Source organism: Spirochaeta isovalerica (genome assembly GCF_014207565.1).
Taxonomy (GTDB): Bacteria; Spirochaetota; Spirochaetia; order DSM-2461; family DSM-2461; genus Spirochaeta_F; species Spirochaeta_F isovalerica.
Map to the genome: position 1 here is coordinate 1 of NZ_JACHGJ010000015.1, position 22,385 is coordinate 22,385.

The 22,385-nt window shown below is 47.4% G+C and carries 23 protein-coding genes and 1 pseudogene; 5 read left to right on the forward strand and 19 right to left on the reverse strand.

The features are described 5' to 3' along the window. Positions 1-529 (forward strand): annotated as a pseudogene (locus HNR50_RS21505) (hypothetical protein); the annotation flags it as partial. A 60-nt stretch (positions 530-589) separates the two neighbouring features. Here the strand turns inward: HNR50_RS21505 and HNR50_RS21510 are convergent. Genes HNR50_RS21510 through HNR50_RS21530 form a run of 5 tightly spaced genes read right to left on the reverse strand, consistent with a single transcriptional unit; the run spans position 590 to position 6,527 of the window. Beyond that, a complete protein-coding gene (locus HNR50_RS21510; RefSeq protein WP_184748872.1) occupies positions 590-1,072 on the reverse strand; it encodes a hypothetical protein in 483 nt (160 codons plus the stop codon). Positions 1,073-1,128: 56 nt separating this feature from the next. Continuing rightward, positions 1,129-2,424: an aminotransferase class I/II-fold pyridoxal phosphate-dependent enzyme gene (locus HNR50_RS21515; RefSeq protein ID WP_184748873.1), complete on the reverse strand. Its 1,296-nt coding sequence runs from the start codon at positions 2,422-2,424 to the stop codon at positions 1,129-1,131. 16 nt (positions 2,425-2,440) lie between these two features. Continuing rightward, positions 2,441-3,115: a lysophospholipid acyltransferase family protein gene (locus HNR50_RS21520; RefSeq protein ID WP_184748874.1), complete on the reverse strand. Its 675-nt coding sequence runs from the start codon at positions 3,113-3,115 to the stop codon at positions 2,441-2,443. 17 nt (positions 3,116-3,132) lie between these two features. Next, on the reverse strand, positions 3,133-5,271 hold the full coding sequence (locus HNR50_RS21525) for a B12-binding domain-containing radical SAM protein (RefSeq protein WP_184748875.1): 2,139 nt from the start codon (positions 5,269-5,271) through the stop codon (positions 3,133-3,135). Continuing rightward, positions 5,268-6,527, reverse strand: a complete 1,260-nt coding sequence (locus HNR50_RS21530; RefSeq protein ID WP_184748876.1) for an SPL family radical SAM protein — start codon at positions 6,525-6,527, stop codon at positions 5,268-5,270. The genes HNR50_RS21525 and HNR50_RS21530 overlap by 4 nt, the downstream gene beginning before the upstream one ends. A 56-nt stretch (positions 6,528-6,583) precedes the next feature. On the opposite strand from HNR50_RS21530, the gene HNR50_RS21535 reads away from it, so the two are divergent. Beyond that, positions 6,584-7,255, forward strand: coding sequence for an RluA family pseudouridine synthase (locus tag HNR50_RS21535; protein ID WP_184748877.1), 672 nt, complete (start codon positions 6,584-6,586; stop codon positions 7,253-7,255). On the opposite strand, the gene HNR50_RS21540 is transcribed toward HNR50_RS21535, so the two are convergent. After that, complete coding sequence (locus HNR50_RS21540) at positions 7,243-7,872, reverse strand: LysM peptidoglycan-binding domain-containing protein (RefSeq protein WP_184748878.1); 630 nt, start codon at positions 7,870-7,872, stop codon at positions 7,243-7,245. The two genes, HNR50_RS21535 and HNR50_RS21540, sit on opposite strands and share 13 nt — an antisense overlap. A 70-nt stretch (positions 7,873-7,942) precedes the next feature. On the opposite strand from HNR50_RS21540, the gene HNR50_RS21545 reads away from it, so the two are divergent. Further along, positions 7,943-9,778, forward strand: a complete 1,836-nt coding sequence (locus tag HNR50_RS21545; RefSeq protein ID WP_184748879.1) for a YgiQ family radical SAM protein — start codon at positions 7,943-7,945, stop codon at positions 9,776-9,778. On the opposite strand, the gene HNR50_RS21550 is transcribed toward HNR50_RS21545, so the two are convergent. The 5 genes from HNR50_RS21550 to HNR50_RS21570 form a co-directional block, all read right to left on the reverse strand. Next, positions 9,763-10,230 (reverse strand): aminoacyl-tRNA deacylase, encoded by a 468-nt coding sequence (locus tag HNR50_RS21550; protein ID WP_184748880.1) that lies wholly within the window; start codon positions 10,228-10,230, stop codon positions 9,763-9,765. The two genes, HNR50_RS21545 and HNR50_RS21550, sit on opposite strands and share 16 nt — an antisense overlap. Positions 10,231-10,320: 90 nt before the next feature. Beyond that, on the reverse strand, positions 10,321-10,968 hold the full coding sequence (locus HNR50_RS21555; protein WP_184748881.1) for a chemotaxis protein CheC: 648 nt from the start codon (positions 10,966-10,968) through the stop codon (positions 10,321-10,323). Then, positions 10,961-11,371, reverse strand: a complete 411-nt coding sequence (locus HNR50_RS21560) for a response regulator transcription factor (protein ID WP_184748882.1) — start codon at positions 11,369-11,371, stop codon at positions 10,961-10,963. The genes HNR50_RS21555 and HNR50_RS21560 overlap by 8 nt, the downstream gene beginning before the upstream one ends. A gap of 105 nt (positions 11,372-11,476) precedes the next feature. Continuing rightward, complete coding sequence (locus tag HNR50_RS21565; RefSeq protein WP_184748883.1) at positions 11,477-12,091, reverse strand: hypothetical protein; 615 nt, start codon at positions 12,089-12,091, stop codon at positions 11,477-11,479. 91 nt (positions 12,092-12,182) lie between these two features. Continuing rightward, positions 12,183-14,249, reverse strand: a complete 2,067-nt coding sequence (locus HNR50_RS21570; protein ID WP_184748884.1) for a DNA topoisomerase III — start codon at positions 14,247-14,249, stop codon at positions 12,183-12,185. A gap of 84 nt (positions 14,250-14,333) precedes the next feature. Here HNR50_RS21570 and HNR50_RS21575 point away from each other — a divergent pair, with 84 nt between their 5' ends. After that, positions 14,334-16,046: an SUMF1/EgtB/PvdO family nonheme iron enzyme gene (locus tag HNR50_RS21575; protein WP_184748885.1), complete on the forward strand. Its 1,713-nt coding sequence runs from the start codon at positions 14,334-14,336 to the stop codon at positions 16,044-16,046. Positions 16,047-16,079: 33 nt separating this feature from the next. Here the strand turns inward: HNR50_RS21575 and HNR50_RS21580 are convergent, their stop codons facing one another. The 6 genes from HNR50_RS21580 to HNR50_RS21605 form a co-directional block, all read right to left on the reverse strand. After that, positions 16,080-16,571, reverse strand: coding sequence for a hypothetical protein (locus tag HNR50_RS21580; RefSeq protein WP_184748886.1), 492 nt, complete (start codon positions 16,569-16,571; stop codon positions 16,080-16,082). Positions 16,572-16,759: 188 nt separating this feature from the next. Continuing rightward, positions 16,760-17,167, reverse strand: coding sequence for a PspC domain-containing protein (locus HNR50_RS21585; RefSeq protein WP_184748887.1), 408 nt, complete (start codon positions 17,165-17,167; stop codon positions 16,760-16,762). A 2-nt stretch (positions 17,168-17,169) separates the two neighbouring features. Further along, positions 17,170-17,373, reverse strand: coding sequence for a hypothetical protein (locus tag HNR50_RS21590; RefSeq protein ID WP_184748888.1), 204 nt, complete (start codon positions 17,371-17,373; stop codon positions 17,170-17,172). 11 nt (positions 17,374-17,384) lie between these two features. Beyond that, positions 17,385-18,056 (reverse strand): PspA/IM30 family protein, encoded by a 672-nt coding sequence (locus HNR50_RS21595; protein ID WP_184748889.1) that lies wholly within the window; start codon positions 18,054-18,056, stop codon positions 17,385-17,387. 160 nt (positions 18,057-18,216) lie between these two features. Continuing rightward, entirely contained in the window at positions 18,217-18,588 is a 372-nt protein-coding gene (locus HNR50_RS21600) for a PspC domain-containing protein (RefSeq protein WP_184748890.1), read from the reverse strand. Positions 18,589-18,601: 13 nt separating this feature from the next. Beyond that, on the reverse strand, positions 18,602-19,285 hold the full coding sequence (locus HNR50_RS21605; RefSeq protein WP_184748891.1) for a PspA/IM30 family protein: 684 nt from the start codon (positions 19,283-19,285) through the stop codon (positions 18,602-18,604). 230 nt (positions 19,286-19,515) lie between these two features. Between HNR50_RS21605 and HNR50_RS21610 the strand changes: the two genes are divergently transcribed. Then, a complete protein-coding gene (locus HNR50_RS21610) occupies positions 19,516-20,511 on the forward strand; it encodes a sigma 54-interacting transcriptional regulator (protein WP_184748892.1) in 996 nt (331 codons plus the stop codon). A gap of 1 nt (position 20,512) precedes the next feature. Here the strand turns inward: HNR50_RS21610 and HNR50_RS21615 are convergent, their stop codons facing one another. Together HNR50_RS21615 and HNR50_RS21620 are read right to left on the reverse strand one after the other, a co-directional pair. Continuing rightward, entirely contained in the window at positions 20,513-21,256 is a 744-nt protein-coding gene (locus HNR50_RS21615; RefSeq protein ID WP_184748893.1) for a response regulator, read from the reverse strand. Continuing rightward, positions 21,253-22,371: an amidohydrolase family protein gene (locus HNR50_RS21620; RefSeq protein WP_184748894.1), complete on the reverse strand. Its 1,119-nt coding sequence runs from the start codon at positions 22,369-22,371 to the stop codon at positions 21,253-21,255. The genes HNR50_RS21615 and HNR50_RS21620 overlap by 4 nt, the downstream gene beginning before the upstream one ends. Between the last annotated feature and the right edge of the window lie 14 nt (positions 22,372-22,385).

Genomic DNA, 22,385 nt, shown 5'->3' on the forward strand with positions numbered 1-22,385 from the left:
GTTCCTCAGCGCCTATATGGGACGCCTCTTCGACAACCCCGAGGTCGTGTTCAACGAAGATATGCTCAAGCCCGAGCTGCAGAGCATGGAAGACTTCGTGGACGGAATCAGGAACATTTGTGAAGCCCAGCAGAAAGTGGCCAAAGCCTATGTGGAAGACGGCAGCGTGGAAGGAGCCATTCCTCCCCTCAAAGCGATCATCTACATCATGGCCGAAGGCAGCTATGAAGGGAAGACCGCAGAGGATCCGGAAATCCGCAAGCTCTTCGACAGGGAATACGTTCTGGAGAGCGACTGGTATAAAGCGAGACTGGTCCGCTATCAGGAAAACAGGATTGCCCAGATCGAGAGCAGCCTGGCCTATATGGATAAATTCCTGGCGCAGGAAAGACACCGCGACGAAGCTATGAAGCTGGGTATCCCCTCAAGGATTCAGAAGGCGAAAGCTGAGTTGAAGGAAATAAAAGATCCCCGGTTCCTTGACAGGCTCAAAGGGACTCTTGGATTGGATCCCTTATACAGAGGGTAAAATAAGAGAATAAAAAAGCCGCTCGATAAGGAGCGGCTTTTTTTTATAACTCTTTCTTATTTAGAAGATGTATCTGACTCCCAAAGCTCCTGAGCCCTGGGGACCGATGCCTCCGCCGAAATTAATAGCTATACCGGCTCCCGCTTCGAGGAAAAGATTAAGAGGAATTTCTTCAAAAGAATATTCAACACGGGCATTGAAAAGAACATCGAGAGCCAATCCTCCGTACCAGCCGATGTTCAAGTAGGCTGCCGGTCCGATAGAAAGGGGAAATTTCTGTCCCTGAATGTCGAAGCTGACCAAAGTAAACATAGGTGCTACACCGATTGTAATATCGTAATAATGGGTTGCTGCTACAAAATTCAGTTCCATCACTTCGCCTAGTCTCCATCCGGCTGTCAACCCGGTCGGGTAGCCGAGGACAACACCGGCTTTGAAGGCATCATTGGATCTGTTGTTGTCAATTCTTACAGTTTTAGTCTCAGCGCTGAGTGCAGCTGTCAAAAAAGCCAGAGAAACAAGTAAAAGCAGTACTTTTTTCATTTTATTTTCCTTTCCTATAAAATTTACTATTCCATTTTATTACACAGGAAAGGGTTTTACCCGATTTTTTTCACATCTTTACAAGCGTTGTTAATATTATCAAAGAGCAGCTCGATCTGATCGGTTGGAAGAGAGGAATAAGCCACCCTGATCATATCCCCGATGGCCATCACCCCTGTATCGTAATGATTGAGAAGCTGTTGTCTCACCTCTTCCGCATCAATTCCTTTGAGTTTGAGACACATGAAATAGCCTGAGTTGTTGGGAACAATTTTAAACAGATCGCTTGTTGTGTATTTCGCCTCCAGAACTTCTTTGACTTTTGTATAGCGCTTTTTCAGAAGTTCAAACTTCCGAATTTTGTCTTCTTTGTAATCAGGTGATTTATAGGCGACGTGAAGAAGAGACTGGGAGAGATGGGCGCAGTTCGATACATTTCCCCTTACGGCGCCGGCCGCTTTATCTTCAAGTGCTTTGGCCATCCCTTCATTCATCAGCTTGTTGGAAAATGTGATAAATCCAACGCGGAAACCCCATGCATAATCCTCTTTTGTCGCCCCGTCCACTTTGACGGCGAGAACGTTTTCGTGCAGGGCGGCGACGGGAGCGAAAATCGATTCCCGGTAGACTCCCGGTTCGTAAACCAGACCGAAGTAGGCATCGTCAGTTATAAGGATTATTTTTTTACCCGATTCCGCCGCTCTGTTGATAATGGCCACTATTTTCGCTACTTCCTCTTCCGTCGGAGTGTATCCCGTCGGGTTATTGGGGAAATTGAGCAGGAGTATTTTCTTTTCTCCCGGTCCGTTAAGCTTGCTTTCAAGACCGGCTGTATTGAAACCGCTCCCTTCAAAGAGAGGAAAGAAGCTGAGTACGCCGCCATAGGCGTTTTCAAAGAGCAGTTTGTAATTTCCCCAGAAAAGGTCGGGCATGATGATTTCATCGCCTTCATCGACAAAGAGATAGCCGCTCATACTCAAGCCGTGAGTCAGAGCGTGGGTCACCACCGGTTTGGTAATCGGGTGATTTCCCAGGCTGGGATTTTTTTCCCGAATGATATTATGCCATATTTCACGGAGTTCCGCTTTTCCATAGCTCGAAGCATAGGGAAAGGTTTCTTCCGGTGGCATATTGAGTTTGCTGTCAATCGCATTGAGGCGCAGGGGAGATCCGTCATCTTCCATTGCTATGCCGATGGAGGCATTGATTTTCTTCGTGCTGGCATCCAGGCCCTGGCGTATAAGGCCTTTGCTGGGAAAGAAAATATTCTTTCCTCTTCGGGAAAGCAGCTCGAGAACAACGGGATTGGCTTCAGAGATAGCCCGGTTGAGTATTTCTGCCTGTGGGTTCATTTTGTATCCTTCTCTTTTACATAAAAGTAATATAATCAGTTGTAGCTTTCGACATGTCGCTGTAGTATCCCCGCAATTCTTCAGGGAGACAGGCCGCTATCTGATACATCATTTCATCGGCCATTTTCTGGCGGTCTTCACTGGTAATTTTCCCCTCTTCCTTTTTTTCCACATAAAAGGGTTTTCCCACCTTGATTGTGACTTTCCTCCGGAAAAGGCTCTTTTCCGAACCTTCATAATCTATGAGGCCCCAGTGAACCATGGGAATAATGGGAACTTTTTTCTGTGTGGCAAAGAATGTCGTTCCCGCTTTGCCGCGGATCAGTTTTCCTGTTTTACTCCTGGTTCCCTCCGGTGCAATACAGAGAAAATTATCTTCTTCCAGAACTTTAAAACAGGCTTTCATGGCCTGCATATCGATTGATCCCCTTTTTATCGGCACGGCATTCCAGGTGGATAGAATCGTCCGTGTGAAAAACTTATCGAAGAGCTCGGCTTTTGCCATAGCAATGGTTTTTCTCGGTCTCAGATTAACATAGAAGAGGGGGCCTTCCAGATTGCTGACGTGGTTTGTAATCAGTATGGCAGGACCCTTCATGGGGATGCGTGAGAGGTCGGATTTATCGATTTTATATACAACATCGAGAGCGGCCCGGATAAGGCTGTTGATAATTCTCTCTTTTATAGTCATTAAAAAGCTCCTTTTTGTTAAAGCATGAGCAGCCCGTAGCCGGATAGAAGTCGCGCTGAATCGGAATTTATAAACTCATCAAAGCTTATATGACTCTGGGAACAGAGTTCCTCTATCTCTTCTACAGAAGCCCCGCCATGGTCTTTAATATGACATATTTTCAATAGTTCCGATAGGAAAATCCACTCCTTTTTTCCCACAGAAATCCGTTCCGCGCCATCGGTATCGTGAATTTCCATGCGGTTCTCATTCCAGAACGGCTTTCCGCCAATCCAGAGGAAACGGGTGTTATCATTGATTTCCCTTTTGCTCTTTGCCTCAACTGCCAATTGCCGGATATAACCTTTTTTTGTGCGGCTTTTCGGTGTTTTGAAGGGAAACCATCTTCCCACAGGGAGTTCAAGTCCGCTTTTTGACATATAGGCCTGGACAGCCATGGCCAAACCTTCTCCGAAATCATCCGGTTCATACTCCCTGTTTTCATGATAATACAGGTCATTGCGGGCAAAGCCTGCTTTTTCCGGACCGGTAATCTTTATGCCGAAATGGTCGGGGTTGAGCCCTGCAGGACTGTGGGCGGTCAGGGCGAACTGATGCCAGAAAGCTGAATCGATAAGTCCTTCTGAGAATAACTGCCTCACATTTTCAAGAGCATCTATAATCTCCTGCATGGTCTGGCCGGGAAAACCGTACATAAGATATGCGTGGACCATGATCCCCGCCGAATGAAAAGCATCGGCAACCGATGCGACCTGAGGAACAGTAACCCCTTTATCCATCCGATCCAGCATACGGTCCGATGCCACTTCCAGCCCTCCTGAAACGGCAATACAGCCACTTTTCGCCAGAAGTCGGCATAAATCGAATGTAAAACTTTTCTCGAAGCGGATATTAGTCCACCAGCTGATGTATATCTCTCTCCGGATCAGTTCCATCGCCATGGATTTGAGCAGAGTGGGGGGGGCCGCTTCATCGACAAAGTGAAAAGATCTTAAACCGGTGCTTGCTATCAGCTGTTCTATTTTATCGACCAGTATTTTGGCCTGGTCGGGATCATATCGCTTAATATAGTCGAGACTTGTATCACAGAAAGCACAGCGATGCCAGTAGCAGCCGTGAGCCAGTGTCATCTTTACCCATTTGCCGTCGCTCCAGAGTCTGTGCATAGGATTGGCTAATGGCAGAAGGGAGAAGTAGGGTTCTTCCATCAAACCCCGGTAATCCGGCGCCGGCAGATCACGCTGACGGAAATCCTTATCGGTTCCCTCGCAGTACTCCACATGTCCTTTTTCCGACAGGAAGTAGGTTCGGCTTAGCTCATTTCGGGAAATCTCTCCTGAGAGAAACCGGCAGATTTGGATAAAAGGCGTTTCGCCGTCATCAAGCGTTACATAGTTTATATAGCGGAACAGACCGGGAGCCTTTAATTCCCTCAGCTCCGTATTGACGTAACCGCCACCCATGACGGTTTGTATCTCACTTTTTTGCTCTTTTATAAAAGAGGCGGCATCGAGAGCTCCCAGAAGATTCCCCGGAAAGGGTACGGAAAAGCCGCATACTTCCGGATCATACTCATCGAGAATCTTACTGAAGATTTCGAGACTCATGGTTCTAATCAGCGAACGGGGCCGGTTTAGCTCAGCTTCAATCGTTTCAAAGGATGGGGGAGACAAGGCGATCCGCTCGGCATATCGGCTGAAACCGTAGGCGCTGTCACAGTATGCTGAAATGATCTGTGAAATTTCTTCCAGATACAATGTGGCTCTATGACGCGCCTCATCAGATGTCCGCCCGGGAGGGGTATTTTCCAGCCTGTCCCCTTCCGGGAGCCAGCCCGGCCTGTTTATAAGATAGGACGCGGAATCGTCTTCCCCTTTCAGAAATGCGGCTGCGCTGTCGATTGTGGACAGGTAAACCTCTTTCAGAGAAAAAAAGCGGTCCAGACCGGCATACTCTCCCGGCGAATACCGGCTTTCCAGATCTTCGTAAAGCCTTGTCAGTCCCCGGGAAGAGAAGAGTTCCCGGGCCGTCAGGTTTCCCAGATCGATCTGCCTGACTCTGTGCCCTTCTTTTTCCAGCACAGCTTTCAGGTATGCTGTTGCGGGGTAAGGGGTGTTGAGCTGGGTGAACGGCGGAGTGATGAGGAGTATCTTCATAAAGGGACTTTCCTGAAATAGGATTCAATCATATCGTTTTCGAATTCTTCATTGTTCCTGTAGCTTCTTCCGAAAAGAGGCTCCCATAGCGACTGATCTTCCATGCAGAGATAAAAGAATACTTCCTTTTTCCAATCTTCTGAAAAGCTGTTGTAAACCGTTCCGAACAGCTCCCTTTTAATCTCAATGGGGTAGGACAGTTTTCCTCCCGCATCGATCATGGGCATTTCCAGAATTTTGCTTTTCATTTCCCTGTCCCGGATTTTCCGTATCACCGGTTTTATATAGGTCAAAGTCCCCATGGAAAGGAGAGCCACTTCTTCGGGAGAAAACATATTCTGAATGGATGTCGTCAAAGATTTATAGTCATCTTCCCAGCCTTTGTAGTGAACGATCGGATGAAAATGGAATCCTACGGGAATGCCTTTGTCGGCAACTTTTCTGGCGCTTTCCAGACGTTGTTCCGGAGAGGCGGCAAAATGCTCTTCATTCCCGGCAATGGCCGGCGTGTTGAGGGACCATGTGGCAAAAATATTGGGCGCTACATCGTTTTCCAGTAACCAGGCTATGTTTCTCGATTTGGTTTTCAGCTCGAGTATGACATTCCTGTTCTCTCCGGCGAAGCTGTTGAGTTTATCGAGTATGCCTTCCCTGTTTCCCCACATGAGAGAATCGGAGGACTGCCCTGTACCTATATGGTATCTCTTTGCCGGGTCGAGATTGAGTTTCCGGAGTTTTTCTTCCAGATTTTCATGAAAGTAGACCCGGTCGTTATCGAAAAAAGATTGAATAGAACAGTAGGTGCAATCAAATCCGCAGTTGAGAACGACGTCGAGTGTTTTCAGATTGCAGCATCGGGTTTTTTCCGATGCCACGGGACAGCTTCCCAGAATGGTGCTCTCATCATTGAGCCTGACGAAATTTGTTTTTCCGGAACTGTCTGTTCGTCCCGAGAACTTCGAATAATCATTGAGCCCCTTTTTCAGCTGTTCCCACCTGTCTTTGACATTGTTCATCAAATGTTGTTTCAGCTGCTTGCCCTTGAGGTTCTCGTCGTCGGGAATATTCCATAAACCGGAAAGATTCCCCTCATCCCAGATCGAAAGATCACGGGAAATATCGATCAGCATTTTGATATCCTGAAACGTCAGCTGATACTGGTCTGAAATACGGGAAATGAAATCCCGCTCTTCACCATTCAGTTTCTTATAGGTATGATTGTCCCTGAAGGGAGCCATCCTGTCTTTTCTGTCCATATACAGGGATTGTAAAACTATGAAGGCTCCACGTCTAGAAGGAGAGTTTTCAGCCGTTGAAACAATTTGAACCGGATTGCGCGCCGGAAGTTGTCTATGAAGATACATGGTTCTATATCGTCAGCAAGGAGAGAGAGGAACTCACCGTTCCCGGCAGAGGGCCGGAGAAAGCTCATTGCCTCATGTCCCGGGCAGCTGAATGGCTTGGAGAGGTGTACAATATTCACCGACTCGATCAGCCTACATCGGGATTGGTTATACTCGCCAGGACGCCCGAAGCCCAAAGAGAGATGAGCCGCCTCTTCGAAGCCCGGAAGGTTGAAAAAGTTTATATAGCCCGTGTCCGTGGAAAAATCGAAAAAGATGAAGGAATTATCGATCTGCCTCTCCGGGGGGATCGGGAAAACCGGCCCAGACAGATTGTTGACCCTGAAAGGGGTAAAAAAGCCATAACACGATGGAGAATAAAAAAAGAGGGAGAGAGGTGGACGGAGCTCTTTCTCTATCCCGAAACAGGCCGGACCCATCAGTTGAGAGTGCACCTCGCATCGATCGGCCATCCCATTATGGGAGATCGTCTGTATGATGATGAAACTGATGAAATGCTGATGGGCGAACTGAAGCTCCACGCTTCGGCGCTCGCCTTTAAGCACCCCTTTACCGGGGAGTTTCTATCAGTGGAAAGTAAACCGGATTTCGATGTCGATCGTAAGGATCAGTCCAGATAGCCTTCTTCGTCTATGTATTTCTGGGCCATGGCCTTGTCGGCCGGGTCGATCCGGTCGCTGAACAATTCAAGAAAACTGTGGTCGTATTTAGCGCCGCTGTAGAGTAGAGCCCATACGGAGTTTTCTTTATCGGGACCCAGTTTTTTATAGATATCATAGACTTCAATGTAAGCCTTGAGGATTTCGTCTTTTTCTATGTCGTTGTAAACATTGCCTTTTCCGAGACGGTTGTAGATGTCGATAATCTCATCGGGATATATGATGTCCGGATCGTCGGATTTCATGTCGTTGCGAATATAGAGATCGGGCCAGAGATAGACATCGTCCCAGTAAATTCCCGTAACGAGAGAGAAGGATTCGTCTTTTACCACTGTATGCCGGTCGACAATAAACCGCTCGGGGACAGTCGGAGATTCGAAGGGATCATCCTCCGGTTCTTCAAGCAAAAGAGGTTCTTCCGCTTCCGCAACTTCCGTCATTTCATTATTTGCGGAGAATTCGACAGGCAGTCCGTAAGGTGTTTTGTCCCTCAGAAAGTAAATCATTGTAATAATGACGGCGAGAATGATAACGAAAAGGACTATGAGTAATGTTTTAAGAGGTCTGCTGTCTTCCATCTCATTAATTATCGAATGATGGGGGCATAAGTAATAGTTTTTTTTGAGAATTCTTTGTTATAGTCCCCCTATGACCGAGAGTTTTCTCCCCGTAAGTAAAGAAGAAATGAATAAAAAGGGCTGGGACCGCCCCGATTTCGTACTGGTGACCGGCGATGCCTATGTGGACCACCCCTCATTCGGCGCCGCCCTGATCGCCCGAGTCCTGGAAAAAGAAGGGTTCCGCGTAGCCATTCTGGCACAGCCCGACTGGCGGAAGATCGAATCCTTCAGGGAATTCGGACGGCCGCGCCTCGCTTTTCTGGTGACGGGCGGAAACATGGATTCCATGGTTTCCAATTATACAGCTGCGAGAAAACCCAGAAGTTCCGACGTCTACAGTCCCGGAGGCAAAACAGGCCGCCGTCCCGACAGAGCGACAATCGTCTATTGTGCAGCGGTGAAACAGGCTTTTAAAAAGATGCCTGTCATCATCGGGGGGATGGAAGCATCACTTCGGCGATTGGCCCACTATGATTACTGGTCGGGAAAGCTCCGGAGATCCATCTTGCTCGATTCGAAAGCCGATATTCTCGTTTACGGGATGGGTGAACATCAGATCGTGGAAATCGCCCGTCTCATGGATTCGGGAGTGCGTATCGGAGAGATTCAAAATGTGCGGGGGACGGTCTACCGGACACAGGAAAAGCCCGATCCTGCAATGGTTCATATTCTTCCCTCCTATAAAGACATCAGCCGTGACAAGAGGACATTCGCACAGTCTTTCAGAATACAGTATCTCAATACCGATCCCTTTCAGGGTAAAACTCTGGCGGAACCCTATGGGGAAGACTACGTCGTTCAGAATCCAGCGGCTTTTCCCCTGAAAGAAGAGGAACTGGACGGCGTTTACGAGCTCCCCTACTGCCGGGATGTCCACCCTTTTTATGGAAAAGAAGGCGAAGTCAAAGCTCTGGAAGAGGTCCTGTTCAGTCTGGCCAGCAGCCGGGGCTGCTTCGGAGGGTGCAGTTTTTGCGCGCTCAACTTTCATCAGGGGCGAATTATCAGCTCCCGCAGCCGGGAATCTCTGGTCCGGGAAGCCGCGGGTTTCCCGGAAGACAGCCGTTTCAAAGGCTATATTCACGATGTGGGAGGGCCTACAGCCAATTTCCGTAAGCCTGCCTGTTCAAAGCAAGAGACAAAAGGCGCCTGTCCGGAAAAATCCTGTCTCTCTCCCGTACCCTGTCCGGCCATAGAAGTCGATCATGGCGAGTATCTCGAATTGCTGCGCGATTTGAGAAAACTTGAGGGAATAAAAAAAGTGTTTATCCGTTCGGGTATACGATATGATTACCTGCTGCTTGATAAAGATGAAAGCTTTTTTCACGAACTGGTTAAGCATCATATAAGCGGCCAGTTGAAGGTGGCGCCCGAGCATATCTCCGATAAAGTTCTGACAATTATGGGAAAGCCGGGAAAAGACGTCTTTGACCGCTTCCGGAAACGGTTCGGGGAAATTAACGAAGAAGTGGGTAAGAAGCAGTTTCTCGTTCCCTATCTCATCTCCTCTCACCCCGGCTCAACTCTCGACGATGCCGTTGAGCTGGCGGAATACTTGCGCGATTCGGGATTGAGAGCCGATCAGGTTCAGGATTTTATACCCACACCCGGGACACTTTCCACAGCTATGTTTTATTCAGGATATAATCCTCTGACCATGAAAAAAGTTCATGTGGTAGATAATCCGAGAGAAAAGGCCATGCAGAGAGCCCTGCTTCAGTACCGGAAGCCGCAAAACCGACAGCTGGTGGAAGAAGCTCTGAAGAAATGCGGAAGGACAGATCTCATCGGGAACGGTGCCAGGTGCCTGATTAGAAAAAACGACCCGGCGGGTATGAAGAAGAAGCGCCGTCAGAAATCCCGGTGAACAGTGGCTATTCTCGGGTGTGTCAGTTTTAGAAAATCATTCATATGGAGCCGCATAATCTCCCTGTGGCTGCCCGCTTCGAAAAATAAATCTTTCTTTTCCAGGACATCGCTATCGGTAATGACCGGCATGTGATAAAGGTTTCCCAGCGGAGGAATGGCTCCCGGTGAACAGTCGGGGAATATCGATTCCACCTCCTCTTCATCGGCCAGAGATACGGATAATGATCCGGTGATCTCTTTTATTCTGTGAAAATCGATCTTTTCCGTACTGGGAAGAACGACAAGAAGATAGGAGCCGTCTGCTTTCAAAAGTACGGACTTAACCATTTCCCGACCGGATATATGCGCCGCCTTGGCTGATGAGAGAGAAGAGTATGCCGGGTCGTGTCTTATGGTTCGGAAATCTGTTCCGTTCTGATTCAGAAAACTGACTAGCCTTTCTACTGCCATCAGGTCCCCCTTAAAATAAAAACTTTTCAAGGACAATCAAGCTGCTGTTATTAATGTAAAACTTTCTCTTTTAACATTCCAATATTTTTATCAGCGGTAAGCTTCGAGAAAGGAATTGAGGGCGTTTTTCAACCAGATGACAGACTGGTGGCTCGAGACGATCATCATAGTCCCGTTCAGGTCGTGATTTTTAAAAGAGAAATAGGTTTTCAGGATAATGGCGACACTATCGGCATTTATGTTTGCAAGGACATGGGTAAAGTCTTCAGGTTTGCCGTCAATAGCCACTGGCGGTTTATAGGATACTGAAGTTTTCAGCAGCTCCGTGATTTTTCCGACACTGGTACCAATGAGAATATTGCCTATCTCCAGAAAGACTTCTTTTCTTGTTCGGTCAATTTCAGGTTCCTCATCGTGGGGAAGATCTTTTATGCCGCTTAAGAGTGCAAGCAGGTCGGGTTTTATGCTTTCCGGAAACATAAGAAGGGCTGAGCCGGAAAAATCCCCCGTAAACATCTCCTCGATGATTGTGCTCTCATCCTTTAACTTGAGGTTTTCCTCAAGATAATCCAGCAGCGTTTCAATCGGGATAATTTCCACTTCGGGAATATGAAGGATGACCGAGACTCCGATTATCTCTTCCAGATCGCCGGAGGCAGAGCCGAAAGCAATATTCATGATTTCCTGAAGAATCTGTTTTTCCATATTGCTGAACAGGGGGATAGGCGCGTTACTCATCCTGAATACCCTCTACAAGCAAGTCTTCTCCAGTTTCAAGGGCATGAATGGTTTTTTGTATGCTCTCTTCCCTGGGTGGTTTTTTCAGAACGGTGCAGGCTCCGGCCGTCACGCAGTTCATAATCGTGGAAACTTGTCTGTCGGCTGATATAACGGCGACTTTCGCCTGGGGATTGTACTCCATCATCGCTTTCAGAGTTTTGAATCCTCCCATGCCGGGCATGTTCAGATCGAGAAAAACGAGATCCATATCGATTGAGCGGAAGACGTCCAAACCCTGTTCTCCCGTTTCGGCTTCATAAAGCTCAAACCCATTGCCGAGACATTTTTTGAGGAGCATTCTGGCGACGAGGGAATCATCAACTATTAAAACGCGGTTGATATGCACGGGTTTTCCTTTCAACTTACCTCTTTATAAAGTGTAATTTTCAGGGATTGTAAAAGCAACGGGTAAGGGGAAAAAATAAGGCTGCCTTCCGGCAGCCCAGGTATTGGAAACTTGTTGTTTTCAGTAGCTGAAACCCATACCGGCCGAAACAGCCCATGTGAGTCCGCCTTTTGCCGAGACTCCAGAACCTGATGGCAATGTCAGAAACTCGAGCATATCCCAGGCGATCATACCGCTCACATTGATATTGAATGTTCTTGTCAGGTACAGGATGGCGTTAAGAGAGGCTCCGGGACCTATATTGTAGGCGAGATAGTTGCTATAGTAACTGGAGAATAGTGCAATTCCATTGAAATGGAGTCCTGCTCCGGCTAGAAGAGAAAAGCTGGGGCTTATAGGAGCCAGAAAGCCGACACCAAGAAGAGCATCGAGACCTAAATGCCATGAATCGAAAAGAATTTCCAGAGTGTTCATTGTCGCTCCAGTGTCAACTCCGTTTTCCTTTTCTGAAAAAGTTACAGGTAATAGAAATGTTGCGCTAGAGTAGAACCCTACACCATTACCGTTGAAAGAGGTGAAATTCAAACCGGCTTCACCATAATTCCTTTTTATATTATTGGTCGATTCATAAGTTCTGGATGTATTCAGATATGTTCCCTGCATGAGATAGAGTTTTTCAGCAAAAAGTGAAGCGGACATAAGCAGTGCCGCTGCAATAAGTAGTATTTTTTTCATTATACTCTCCAAATTTTTTATTGTATGATGCGTGCATTATATAGATGTACGAAAAGTTGTGAAATAGGAAAAAGTCCTATTTTTATCTATTCTATTTATCCTTCATCTGAGCCTTAATCATATCTCCCAGTGTCATGGTATCTTTTTCCTTACTGCTGTACTGACGGACCAGGCGGGAGTTCATCGCTTTCTCTTTCCGCCCCTGTCGTCTATAGGGATCGTTTTTCTTTTCCGGCTCGTCTTCGTATCCGCAGGCCAGGGACTGGCAGACAAATTTGGGATTCCCCTTTTTATCATGGATCTCCATCAGTTTTTTTCCGCACATGGGGCAGTCTTTCCTGCTGAGGTTTTTGGGTTCGTAAGTCAGTTTGCTGTTTTTTACCTGAGAGACAAGTCGCTTCGTCTCCTCCCGGATTTCGCTGATAAAGGCTCTTGTCTGTTCCCGGCCCTCCGCTATGTCGGTAAATCGCTGTTCCCACTGGGCGGTTAATTCGGGAGATTTAAGCATATCCGGAACGATTCGTATCAGTTCCATACCTACGGCTGTCGGGACAAGTTCTTTCCCTTTTCTGTCAATGTAGTAGGATGAGAGCAGCTTTTCAATGATATCGGCTCTTGTCGCCGGGGTTCCCAGTCCGCCCTGGCGGATTGTTTCCTTCAGCTTTTTATCGGAGACAAATTTCGAAGGATTTTCCATGGCTGTCAGAAGCGTCGCTTCACTGTAGCGCGCCGGCGGTTTGGTCAGTCCTTTTCGTGTACTTACCGATTTTACTGGAAATAAATCCCCTTTGGCGTATTCGGAAAGTGCCTGGTCGGGCAGCTGGGAATCATTCTCCCCTTCGGAATAGCCCGACTGCCTGTCTATGCTTTTCCACCCTTTTTCAAGAGTCCGGTTTCCTCTTGCATATACCTTCTCTCCCTTAATCTCCAGAGTCATGGATATGCTCTCATATCGATAAGGTTCGGAAAGAACGACGACGAAGCGCCGGACGATGAGGTCGAAGAGCTGTTTTTCATCGACCGTAAGGTTTTTCAGATCGGCCTTTTCTTCTGTCGGGATAATGGCATGGTGATCCGTCACACGGCTGTTGTCCACGAAATTCTTTCCCGGTTTCAGATCTTTCTCCAGAAGGGAATTTATCTGATCTCTATAGGCTGTTTCTCTCACAGCCTTGAGCCTGTCCTTCAATGTCGGAACCATATCTGTTGTGATGTGGCGGGAATCCGTTCTCGGATAGGTGACGTATTTGTGTCTTTCATAGAGGCCCTGGAGGACTTGAAGCGTCTTTTTGGCCGAGAACCCGAGATAGCGGTTTCCATCTCTCTGAAGCTCTGTCAGGTCGTAGGCTTTGGGAGGTGCTTCACTCTTCTTTTTTTTATCTATCTCGAGAATGATGGCTTCGCCGTCTTCCATTTTTGATGCCAGCGCGAGGGCTTCTTCGTATTGGCTGAACCGGTTGATTCCCTTATCGTTTCTCCATTGCGCTGTAAAGGCTCCCAGATCCGCCTCCACATTCCAGTATTCCTGAGGCAGGAAGTTCTCGATTTCCTCTTCTCTCTTTACAATCATGGCGAGAGTCGGAGTCTGGACGCGACCCGCCGAGAGACGGGTGTCGTATCGGCAGCTCAAAGCCCTGGTTATATTGAGTCCCACAAGCCAATCCGCTTCAGCCCGGGCTTCAGCGGAATGAAACAGGTTTATATAGTTTTTCCCCGGTTTCAGATTTTTAAATCCCTCCCGGATAGCCTGGTCTGTCTGAGAGCTGATCCAAAGCCTCTCGGTTTTCCCTTTCCAGCCGGAAAGCCGCATGATCCATCGGGCTACGAGCTCTCCCTCCCGCCCGGCATCGGTGGCTATGACCAGGCGATCCACATCTTTTCTTTTGAGGATACCCTGCACTGTGCGAAACTGATGGGAAGTTTTGCGGATCACTTTGTGTTTCATCTTTTCGGGGAGCATGGGAAGCGTCTTCAAATCCCATCTTTGATACTTCTCATCGTATTCCCCGGGATCGGCCAGTTCTACGAGATGGCCCATAGCCCATGTCACAATATAATCTTTTCCTTCACAGAAGCTTTTTGTCTTTTTTTCGCATTTCAATACCCTGGCCAGCTCTCGTCCGACACTGGGTTTTTCTGCCAACACAATTGTTTTCATATCCACCATTATACTTGTAAGCTTAATTATTTAAAGCCTTTGAAAGGGAATGATCTTTTGAAGTTTTGGGCATATAATTATAGTATGAGAAAGTTTTTACTATTAAGTATAGTCTTGTTTTTTACATATCCTCTTTTCAGTCAGGCTAAAACAGCACTGATTATCGGAAATGGCGATTACAAACATTTTTCGACCTTATCTAATCCGGTAGATGAAGCCAGAGATATGAGAAATGCCCTTCAGAGAATCGGATTTGAGGTCATTCTCCTGACGGACGGAACGGAAGACGAAATCTACGATGCCATTACGCTTTTTGAGGATAAACTGAAAGCCAAAGGCGGATTGGCTCTGTTTCATTACGGCGGCCACGGCGTGCAGGTCAACGGCTCGAACTATCTCATTCCGGTCAATGCCGATATTCCCGATGAGAGAAGAGTCAAATCCCGCGCTGTCGATGTTGAAGAGATAGTAAGCGCCATGGCATCTTCCGGAAGCCGGACGAATATTATTATTCTTGATGCCTGCCGGGACAATCCTCTGCCTGGTGAATCGAGAAGCGCTTCCCGGGGGCTCGCCGTTATAGGAAATCAGCCTCCCGATTCGATTATAGTCTATTCCGCCGATGCGGGAACGACGGCTCAGGACGGACTTTTTACACCGACTCTGCTCAAATATATTGAAACGCCCGGGCTTGAATTTTACGATATTCTGAAAAAAGTCAGGACCGAAGTCAGGGAAGCGTCGGGCGGTATGCAGAGAACCGGCGATTACAATCAGCTTGAAAGCGATATCTATCTGGCCGGAAGAGGTTCGGGCAGCGGGTTGATCGTTGAAAGAGAAGAATTCGGATCTCTTCGAATTTCTGTCTTTGAACCCTGTGAAGTCTTTATTGACGGACGGCCTGCCGGAAGTCTGGAAGCCAATTCCTCGGCTGTTCTTAATGATGTCAAAACTGGCTCCCGCACAGTGGAAGCCGTTTACCGGGAGGGCCGGGAGACTCTTGAAGTTCGCATTTATAAAAATGAAACATCAGAAGCCGCTTTCAAGCAGCGCATTAAAAAAGAGTCGCCAGTCGATGAAAATAATCTGGTCCGTGTTTCCGGAGGGACCGTCGAGATGGGCGCTCTGCTTGGCGACAGCGATGAGAAACCCACTCATTTTATAACGGTCAGCGACTTCATTATCAGCCGATACGAAGTAACTCAGAAAGAATACGAAGCCGTTATGGGCAGAAATCCCTCAGACCGCAATTACAGTTATGGAGATGATTATCCGGTTAATAAAGTCTCGTGGCTCGATGCGATTGAGTTCTGCAATAAGTTGAGCCTGCTGGAAGGGCTTGAGCCCTGTTATTCCGGGCGCGGGCGATCTCTCGCATGTGATTTCGATGCCAACGGTTACCGTCTGCCGACAGAAGCCGAGTGGTTTTTTGCCGCCGGAGGAGGAACCGTCGGTCAGGCGAAAAGCATATATGCGGGTGCGAATCTCCCGGGGCCGGTTTCCTGGTACGACAATAACAGTTCCAATACCGTGCATCCCGTCGGATTGAAAAACCCCAATGAGCTCGGGCTGTATGATATGTCGGGAAATGTCGCGGAATGGTGCTGGGATTATTATGGCGAATATACCTCTTCTTTGAAAGTCGATCCCACCGGTCCGGAAGAGGGACGTCAGAGAGTCGTTCGGGGAGGCGGTTGGAACAATCTGAGTACGGATGGAAGGATAAATAAAAGGAAGTCCGAGAGCATCGCGGGAAAAAGCTTTAATCTCGGTTTCAGAATCGTGAGAAGGGAATAAGGAACTCAGTTCCTTATTCCCAGCGGGAAAAGATCAGTTACCGCCGAAAAGACCGAGGAGACCGGATTCTCCGGTTCCACTCATCATTCCAGAAGGATTATTGCTGTCACCCTTTCTTGTTTCAGCTTCTGCTTCATCGAGATATTTGATGGCCAGTGCGTTAGCTGTGTACTTGATGGTTTCGGTGTATCCGCCGAAAAGGCTGTTGAGGAAGCTTTTGTTGGACAGGTCCTGAGCTTCGATTCTTACGTTTATTACGTCATCAGCACCGAGCGCGATAGCTTCTTTAATAAGCATGTCGTAAGTGATTGTCGATCCGGAAATGGTTGTTTTGAATTTGAAAATACCGACTTTAGTCACTTCCGTAGATTCTACAAAAATATGATCGATTACTTCGTAGTCCTTAACGACTATACTTGCATAATCAGACCAACCTGTCTTGTTACTTGTCATGTCTACTGATTTACAACCGGTAAAAGTTATTCCGATTAAAATAAACAGGGCAATGAGCACTTTTTTTGTCATGTTCTTTTCTCCTAAAGATTGTTCTATGCCTTATTATTTTCCTTTATGTTTTATTGTCAACTGTTTTTTTTTATAATTTCCAGTCTCATTCAACCGGGGAAGATGCGTTCTCATGGATTCCCGGACAATTATAAATAAAAAAAGACGGCCTTTATCCGGCCGCCGTGTATCTAAATTAAAGGTAGAGATCATGAATCTTCTTTAAATCGCTTTTCCCATTCTTTTTCTTTATCAATAACCTCATCTTCCATCCTGTTCACCCGCGACGAAATATCTTCAAATTCCTCCCGGATATCATCGAAGGTAAAACCTCCGTTCCTTTCCCGGCGACTCTCTCTGCGGTTTTCTCTTCTGTACTCCCGTCTTCCCCTGGAATCGCGTTCATAATAATCGCTTTTCCCTTCTCTCGGTTCAACAGGCAGCAGCATTCCCGCTGCAATATATAGAACACCAACGGGAAAAAAGCCGGTCATGACCAGAGCTATAACGACTCCGAGTCTGATATATCCAACAGGAAGATCTCTCCAGTCGGCGATTCCCTGGCAAACGCCGAAGATCATGCCGTTCCTCGATCGGTAAAGTCTATCCTGTGCCATAATCATCTCCTTTGTTCCCGTTCATAAAGGATGGTTTCCAGATTCGCGATCCGTTTTTTCAAATCCTTCATGGCGTAATACATCTCATCAAGAGATTCCCGGTCTCTACTATTGGACTTTCTGGAATTCTGCTTGTTGAGTATGATCACGGTTATGCAGACCATAAAGATAATCGGTATAAAAACACCAACATATTCAACGCCCATAACTTATCTTCCTACTCCGATTTTGTTTTCTTTACTGTTTTTTTCAGTTCCGCCAGTTCGTCATCGACTTCATCGCCGGCTTCCAGTTTGCTGAACTCGTTTTCAAGAGAGCTCGAAGCTCCGTACCCCGACATTTCGGCTTCCGATTCCATTCTCTCTATCCTGTTTTCCAGTTCACTGAACCGTGTGATGACTCCCGAACCGGAGGCGTCGCGCATGACCTTATTGACTTTCGTCTTTTCTTTGGCTTCTTTGCCTCTGCGGATCAGCGCTTTATGCTTCTGTATCACAGTCTGAAGTTTTTCTTCAATGAGAACGATATTATTTTTACACTCATCGATAATCTGGTTCAAGTGCTCCAGTTCGCGATTCAGTTCATCCAGTGCGACCTGAGCTTCTTTTTTCTCGATAAGGGCCTCTCTGGCCAGGTCATCGCGGCCTTTTTCTACAGCCAGCTGCGCTCGTTCAGTCCAGCGCGTTACTTTTTTCTCAAGCTCTTCCTGTTCTCTGGTGACCCGTGACCGGGAAGCGATTTTAGCTGCGCAGGAGGATTTGAGATCCACGAGAGTGTCCTCCATTTCCTGCATCATCAGCCGGATCATTTTTTCCGGATCCTCCGCCTTGTCGAGAAGAGCGTTTATATTGGAATTCACGATATCCATAAATCTTGTGAAAATACCCATTTTATCCTCCAATTACCGTTTATAGTAATTATTATGCAAGATGCATGCCATATATATAGTCGCGATTAGAGCCTTTTCAGAGTTCAAATCGCGGCGATTTTCCTCCGGACCGGCATATAATGCCATATTCCAGGTGAAAATCGCCATAAATAAATCTGATTCAGGCACGGTCGTCCTTAAACCGGTCGTCCCAGTCTCTCTCTTTGCTGTAGCTTCGGCGATCCATTTTGTTAAACCGTGAAGACAAATCATCAAATTCCTGTCTCAGATCATCGAATCCCTTTCTGACTCCCGATCTATACCAGGATCGGCTCTCCCTTTCATGGAATGACGGTTCCAGAGGAAGGAAGAAGGCAGCCAGCAGATAGAGCAGACCGAAGGGGAAGAAGCCCGTGAAGACAGTCAGGACAACAAGAGCCAGTCTCACATATCCTGCATTAATTCCTCTCCAGTCGGCGATTCCCTGGCAGACACCGAATATCATACCACGTCTCGAACGATACAGTCTCGCTGTTCTTTCACAATAGGCCATGTCTTCCTCCCTCTTACTTGGCTTCCGCTTTGGGAGCGCTTTTTTTCTTCATGGTTTTTTTGAGTTCTTCCAGCTCTTCTTCCACATCGCTTCCGCTTTCCATTTTCGCGAATTCCGATTCAAGGCTGCTTTTCCCCACTGTTGTCATTTCCGCTTCCGCTTCCATTCTTTCGATTTTGTTTTCAAACTCGTTGAAACGCACCATGGCTTCCGCGCCGGTGGCATGGCGGATAGTCTGATTCACTTCTTTCTTTTCTTTAGCGTGAATCGCTCTCTGGATAAGAAGCTTGTGCTTCTGAATGACTGTCTGCAGTTTTTCCTCGAGAGTGAGGATATTGTTTTTGGTTTCATCGATTATCTGTGTCAGGTGATCGATATCTCTCTGAACAGCCTGAAGATCATCATTGGCTTTTTTCTTTTCGATCAGAGCTTCCTTCGCCAGATCGTCGCGGCCCTTTTCGACAGCCAATTCCGATCTTTCCGTCCATCTGTTCAATCTTCCTTCCAGAACCTTCAGATCCTTCTGAGCCTGTGTTCTCGACGCCATTTTGGCAGCGATGGATGATTTGAGATCAACCAGCGTGTCTTCCATTTCCTGCATCATCAATTTGATCATTTTTTCAGGATCTTCCGCTTTGTCCAGCATCGCGTTTATATTTGAATTGATAATGTCTTTTCCTCTTCTAAAAATACCCATATTGTCCTCCAAGGTTTTTTCAAGTTACACAAACTATATTGCAAGCGGTGTGCCAAGTTTTTAGAACGGGAATTTCAGGTGAAAAACCAAAAAATCAGCACTTTTCCGGTTAATATTACCAAATGAGGTGGTTGAAAATACCAAAGAAAGAAATAATCTAAACAGTTTGTTTATTTTGAGCCGGGAAGGTCAGAATTGCAAATATCCTTGAATCATATTACTCTGGTTCTATGAAAGAGTACTCTGCCAGCGCTAAGGAAGCTCTGGGCGAATCGGAAGTCTTCCTTGATTTTCAGCAGCATCTCAGTCGGGCCGCCAAGGTCAACCGACCCATGCTTATAATAGGTGAGCGCGGGACAGGTAAGGAATTGGCTGCTTCGAGACTTCACTTCCTTTCCGAGCGATGGGACAAGCCTTTCGTTACCATGAACTGCGCTTCCCTGCCTCCCGGATTGATCGAATCCGAGCTCTTCGGCCATGAAGCCGGAGCGTTCACAGGCGCTTCCGGAAGACGGAAAGGGCGGTTTGAGGAAGCGGACGGCGGGACATTGTTTCTCGACGAGATCGGGCTCATTCCCATGGAGGTTCAGGAAAAAATTCTTCGGGCCGTGGAGTACGGTACATTCGAAAGGGTGGGCAGTTCCTACACCCATGAAGTGGATGTGAGAATCATAGGTGCCACCAATGATGATCTGCCGGCCAAATGCGAACAGGGAAAATTTAAAGAAGACCTGCTCGACAGGCTTTCTTTCGAAGTTCTCTTCGTCCCCCCTTTAAGAGTTCGGGAAGAGGATATCCTTCTTCTGGCTTTTCATTTCGCTGCCCGGATGAACCGCGAACTCGGAAGGAGTGACGATATCACTTTTTCCGATGATATCATTGATAAAATGGTAAGTTTTCACTGGCCCGGCAATGTACGGCAGCTCAAGAATGTGGTGGAACGGGCTGTTTACACCTGTTCCGATGGACTCATCAAAGAAGTAAAACTCGATCCTTTTGAAAATCCTTTCAGGGAAAAAATTCCCGATGAAGCCATTACGACGGCGGATATCCCGATTGAGAATTATAAAACGGCAATGAAAGAACTGGAAATCGATTTTATCCGCCGCGCCTTGAAGAAGTGCGGCGGCAAGCAGAAAGATGCCGCCGAAATGATGCAATTGACATACGATCAATTCCGCGGGCTTTATCGCAAATACAGTGATGAGCTTGCCGAAGATGATTAGATCAGAGATAGCTCTGGACAACCTGGATCAGTTCCACAACAAGATCGTCACACCGTTCTCTGTATTTTATAACTCTTTCCTTATTCTGTTCTCTCGCCGCTCTTTCCAGTAAGGCAAAGGCTTCTGACGCTGCGGAAGAGTGAAGATTCAGCATCTGGCCTTTGAGAGTGTGAGCTGTCCTTTCGAGGGAATCGAAATCGCCCTCAGCTTCAAAACGATTCACTCGATCCATCATATCCGGCAGGCCGTCAAGGAATTCTCTGAGCAGGGATTTTACAATGTCAACGTTACCTCCGAATGTCTCCAGAAGTTTCCCGTATCCGAAATCCTCTGCGCCTCCGGTTTCAGTCTCTTCGGACAGATCCCGGGAGGTCACTTTGTCCAGGAGCCCGGAGATGTTGTCGATCGTTACCGGCTTGGAGACAAAATGATCCATTCCGGCATTGTGCGCTTCTTCTCTGTCTTCCGTCGAAGCATTGGCAGATAGAGCGGAGATAGGGGTTCTTTTCAAGCCCTTTTCCTTTTCAATCCGCCGGATTTCCCTGCAGGCATCCAGGCCGTCCATTTCGGGCATTTGTATATCCAGAATCACCAGATCCGGATGGAGCTCTGAGAAGAGCTTAACGGCTTCCAGGCCGTTTTCCGCTCCATGAACCTGGCAATTCTCTTTTTCCAGCATGAAGCGGATTATTTTCATATTGACGGGATGGTCCTCGGCAACGAGAACCGTCATCTTTTCGCTCATTTCTCTCTATATACCAACTCGCCTTCTCCATAGCAGGACAGAGGGTAGTGACCGAGATCAAAGGGATCGCCGTTCCAGAGAACGAAGGAAGCCCATTTGTTCTTTTCCAGCGTTCCCAGTATATCATCCAGGCCGATAATTTCCGCATTGGTCCTTGTTATGATCTCCAGTGCCTGCTCTTTCGTGTAGCCGATTCTGAGAAACCAGCGGAGCTGCAGGTAAAGGGTTTTCTGAAGAATAACCGGGTGATCGGTCATAAGGCCGAATTTGACTCCCGACTCAACGAGCGGTTTGATGTTTCTCCAGTTGTCGTGCTTCAGTTCGACTTTATAGGCCAGTGAATCCATGGGTCCGTAGATAACTGAAATTCCACGCTCCGCCAGTTCGCGGTAAATTTCATCGCTGAAAACATCGCAGGTGTGTTCCACAGTAATTTTCAGATCGTATGCATCAACCAGTCGGAGCAGGGAAGCGATATCGTCAGTTTTGTGGACATGAACCCTCAGCGTTTGTTTTTTTTCCAGAATATCGAGGATAACCTGATCATCTCCCGTAAGAGGCTCTCCTTTCCCCGCCTGTATTTTCACATCGTCAAATCGTCTCTTCAGGAGCGAAAGGGCTCCCATTCTCGTGTAGGGTCGGGAGCCTTTCCATTCGCGGACCGACATGGGGTTGTAGCCGAAGGCCGCTTTGATTCCCGCCCGCCTGATCAGGGCCTTGGTTGTCGTGGTCCCGTAGTTTCTCAATACGGCAGAGTGTCCTCCGATGATATTGCCGCTTCCCGGTAGAGCGCAGGAGTAAAGCGTTCCGCATTCGATGGAAGCGGTGAACGCCGCATCGTCCATCTGGACTGAATCAAGAGCGTCGCCGTTCGGGATTATGGGGTCGATATGGTCATTGGCTTCCGCTTCGCTTCCCGGTTCGCCGGAGCGGATCATTCCGATATGACAATGGGGATCGATAAAAGCCGGCGTGATAACCGGAGCTTTTTCCAGAACGACACCTTCCGGCTCACTGCTGATGCCGGTAATCAGGTTGCCATTGAAATTGATGTATGAGTCTTTTATGACTTTTTTTCCTGTGTAAATTAATTCGCCGTATATTGATGATTTCATTCTACTGTTATAAT

What these genes read in the sequence shown, in the direction of transcription:
- HNR50_RS21615 (WP_184748893.1), bottom strand. Translation starts at nt 21,256, where the DNA reads ATGAGCGAAAAGATGACGGTTCTCGTTGCCGAGGACCATCCCGTCAAT.
- HNR50_RS21550 (WP_184748880.1), bottom strand. Translation starts at nt 10,230, where the DNA reads ATGGCAGTAGAAAGGCTAGTCAGTTTTCTGAATCAGAACGGAACAGAT.
- HNR50_RS21610 (WP_184748892.1), top strand. Translation starts at nt 19,516, where the DNA reads ATGAAAGAGTACTCTGCCAGCGCTAAGGAAGCTCTGGGCGAATCGGAA.
- HNR50_RS21540 (WP_184748878.1), bottom strand. Translation starts at nt 7,872, where the DNA reads ATGGAAGACAGCAGACCTCTTAAAACATTACTCATAGTCCTTTTCGTT.
- HNR50_RS21525 (WP_184748875.1), bottom strand. Translation starts at nt 5,271, where the DNA reads ATGAAGATACTCCTCATCACTCCGCCGTTCACCCAGCTCAACACCCCT.
- HNR50_RS21545 (WP_184748879.1), top strand. Translation starts at nt 7,943, where the DNA reads ATGACCGAGAGTTTTCTCCCCGTAAGTAAAGAAGAAATGAATAAAAAG.
- HNR50_RS21520 (WP_184748874.1), bottom strand. Translation starts at nt 3,115, where the DNA reads ATGACTATAAAAGAGAGAATTATCAACAGCCTTATCCGGGCCGCTCTC.
- HNR50_RS21515 (WP_184748873.1), bottom strand. Translation starts at nt 2,424, where the DNA reads ATGAACCCACAGGCAGAAATACTCAACCGGGCTATCTCTGAAGCCAAT.
- HNR50_RS21590 (WP_184748888.1), bottom strand. Translation starts at nt 17,373, where the DNA reads ATGGGCGTTGAATATGTTGGTGTTTTTATACCGATTATCTTTATGGTC.
- HNR50_RS21595 (WP_184748889.1), bottom strand. Translation starts at nt 18,056, where the DNA reads ATGGGTATTTTCACAAGATTTATGGATATCGTGAATTCCAATATAAAC.
- HNR50_RS21585 (WP_184748887.1), bottom strand. Translation starts at nt 17,167, where the DNA reads ATGGCACAGGATAGACTTTACCGATCGAGGAACGGCATGATCTTCGGC.
- HNR50_RS21575 (WP_184748885.1), top strand. Translation starts at nt 14,334, where the DNA reads ATGAGAAAGTTTTTACTATTAAGTATAGTCTTGTTTTTTACATATCCT.
- HNR50_RS21570 (WP_184748884.1), bottom strand. Translation starts at nt 14,249, where the DNA reads ATGAAAACAATTGTGTTGGCAGAAAAACCCAGTGTCGGACGAGAGCTG.
- HNR50_RS21600 (WP_184748890.1), bottom strand. Translation starts at nt 18,588, where the DNA reads ATGGCCTATTGTGAAAGAACAGCGAGACTGTATCGTTCGAGACGTGGT.
- HNR50_RS21580 (WP_184748886.1), bottom strand. Translation starts at nt 16,571, where the DNA reads ATGACAAAAAAAGTGCTCATTGCCCTGTTTATTTTAATCGGAATAACT.
- HNR50_RS21620 (WP_184748894.1), bottom strand. Translation starts at nt 22,371, where the DNA reads ATGAAATCATCAATATACGGCGAATTAATTTACACAGGAAAAAAAGTC.
- HNR50_RS21605 (WP_184748891.1), bottom strand. Translation starts at nt 19,285, where the DNA reads ATGGGTATTTTTAGAAGAGGAAAAGACATTATCAATTCAAATATAAAC.
- HNR50_RS21555 (WP_184748881.1), bottom strand. Translation starts at nt 10,968, where the DNA reads ATGAGTAACGCGCCTATCCCCCTGTTCAGCAATATGGAAAAACAGATT.
- HNR50_RS21530 (WP_184748876.1), bottom strand. Translation starts at nt 6,527, where the DNA reads ATGGACAGAAAAGACAGGATGGCTCCCTTCAGGGACAATCATACCTAT.
- HNR50_RS21565 (WP_184748883.1), bottom strand. Translation starts at nt 12,091, where the DNA reads ATGAAAAAAATACTACTTATTGCAGCGGCACTGCTTATGTCCGCTTCA.
- HNR50_RS21510 (WP_184748872.1), bottom strand. Translation starts at nt 1,072, where the DNA reads ATGAAAAAAGTACTGCTTTTACTTGTTTCTCTGGCTTTTTTGACAGCT.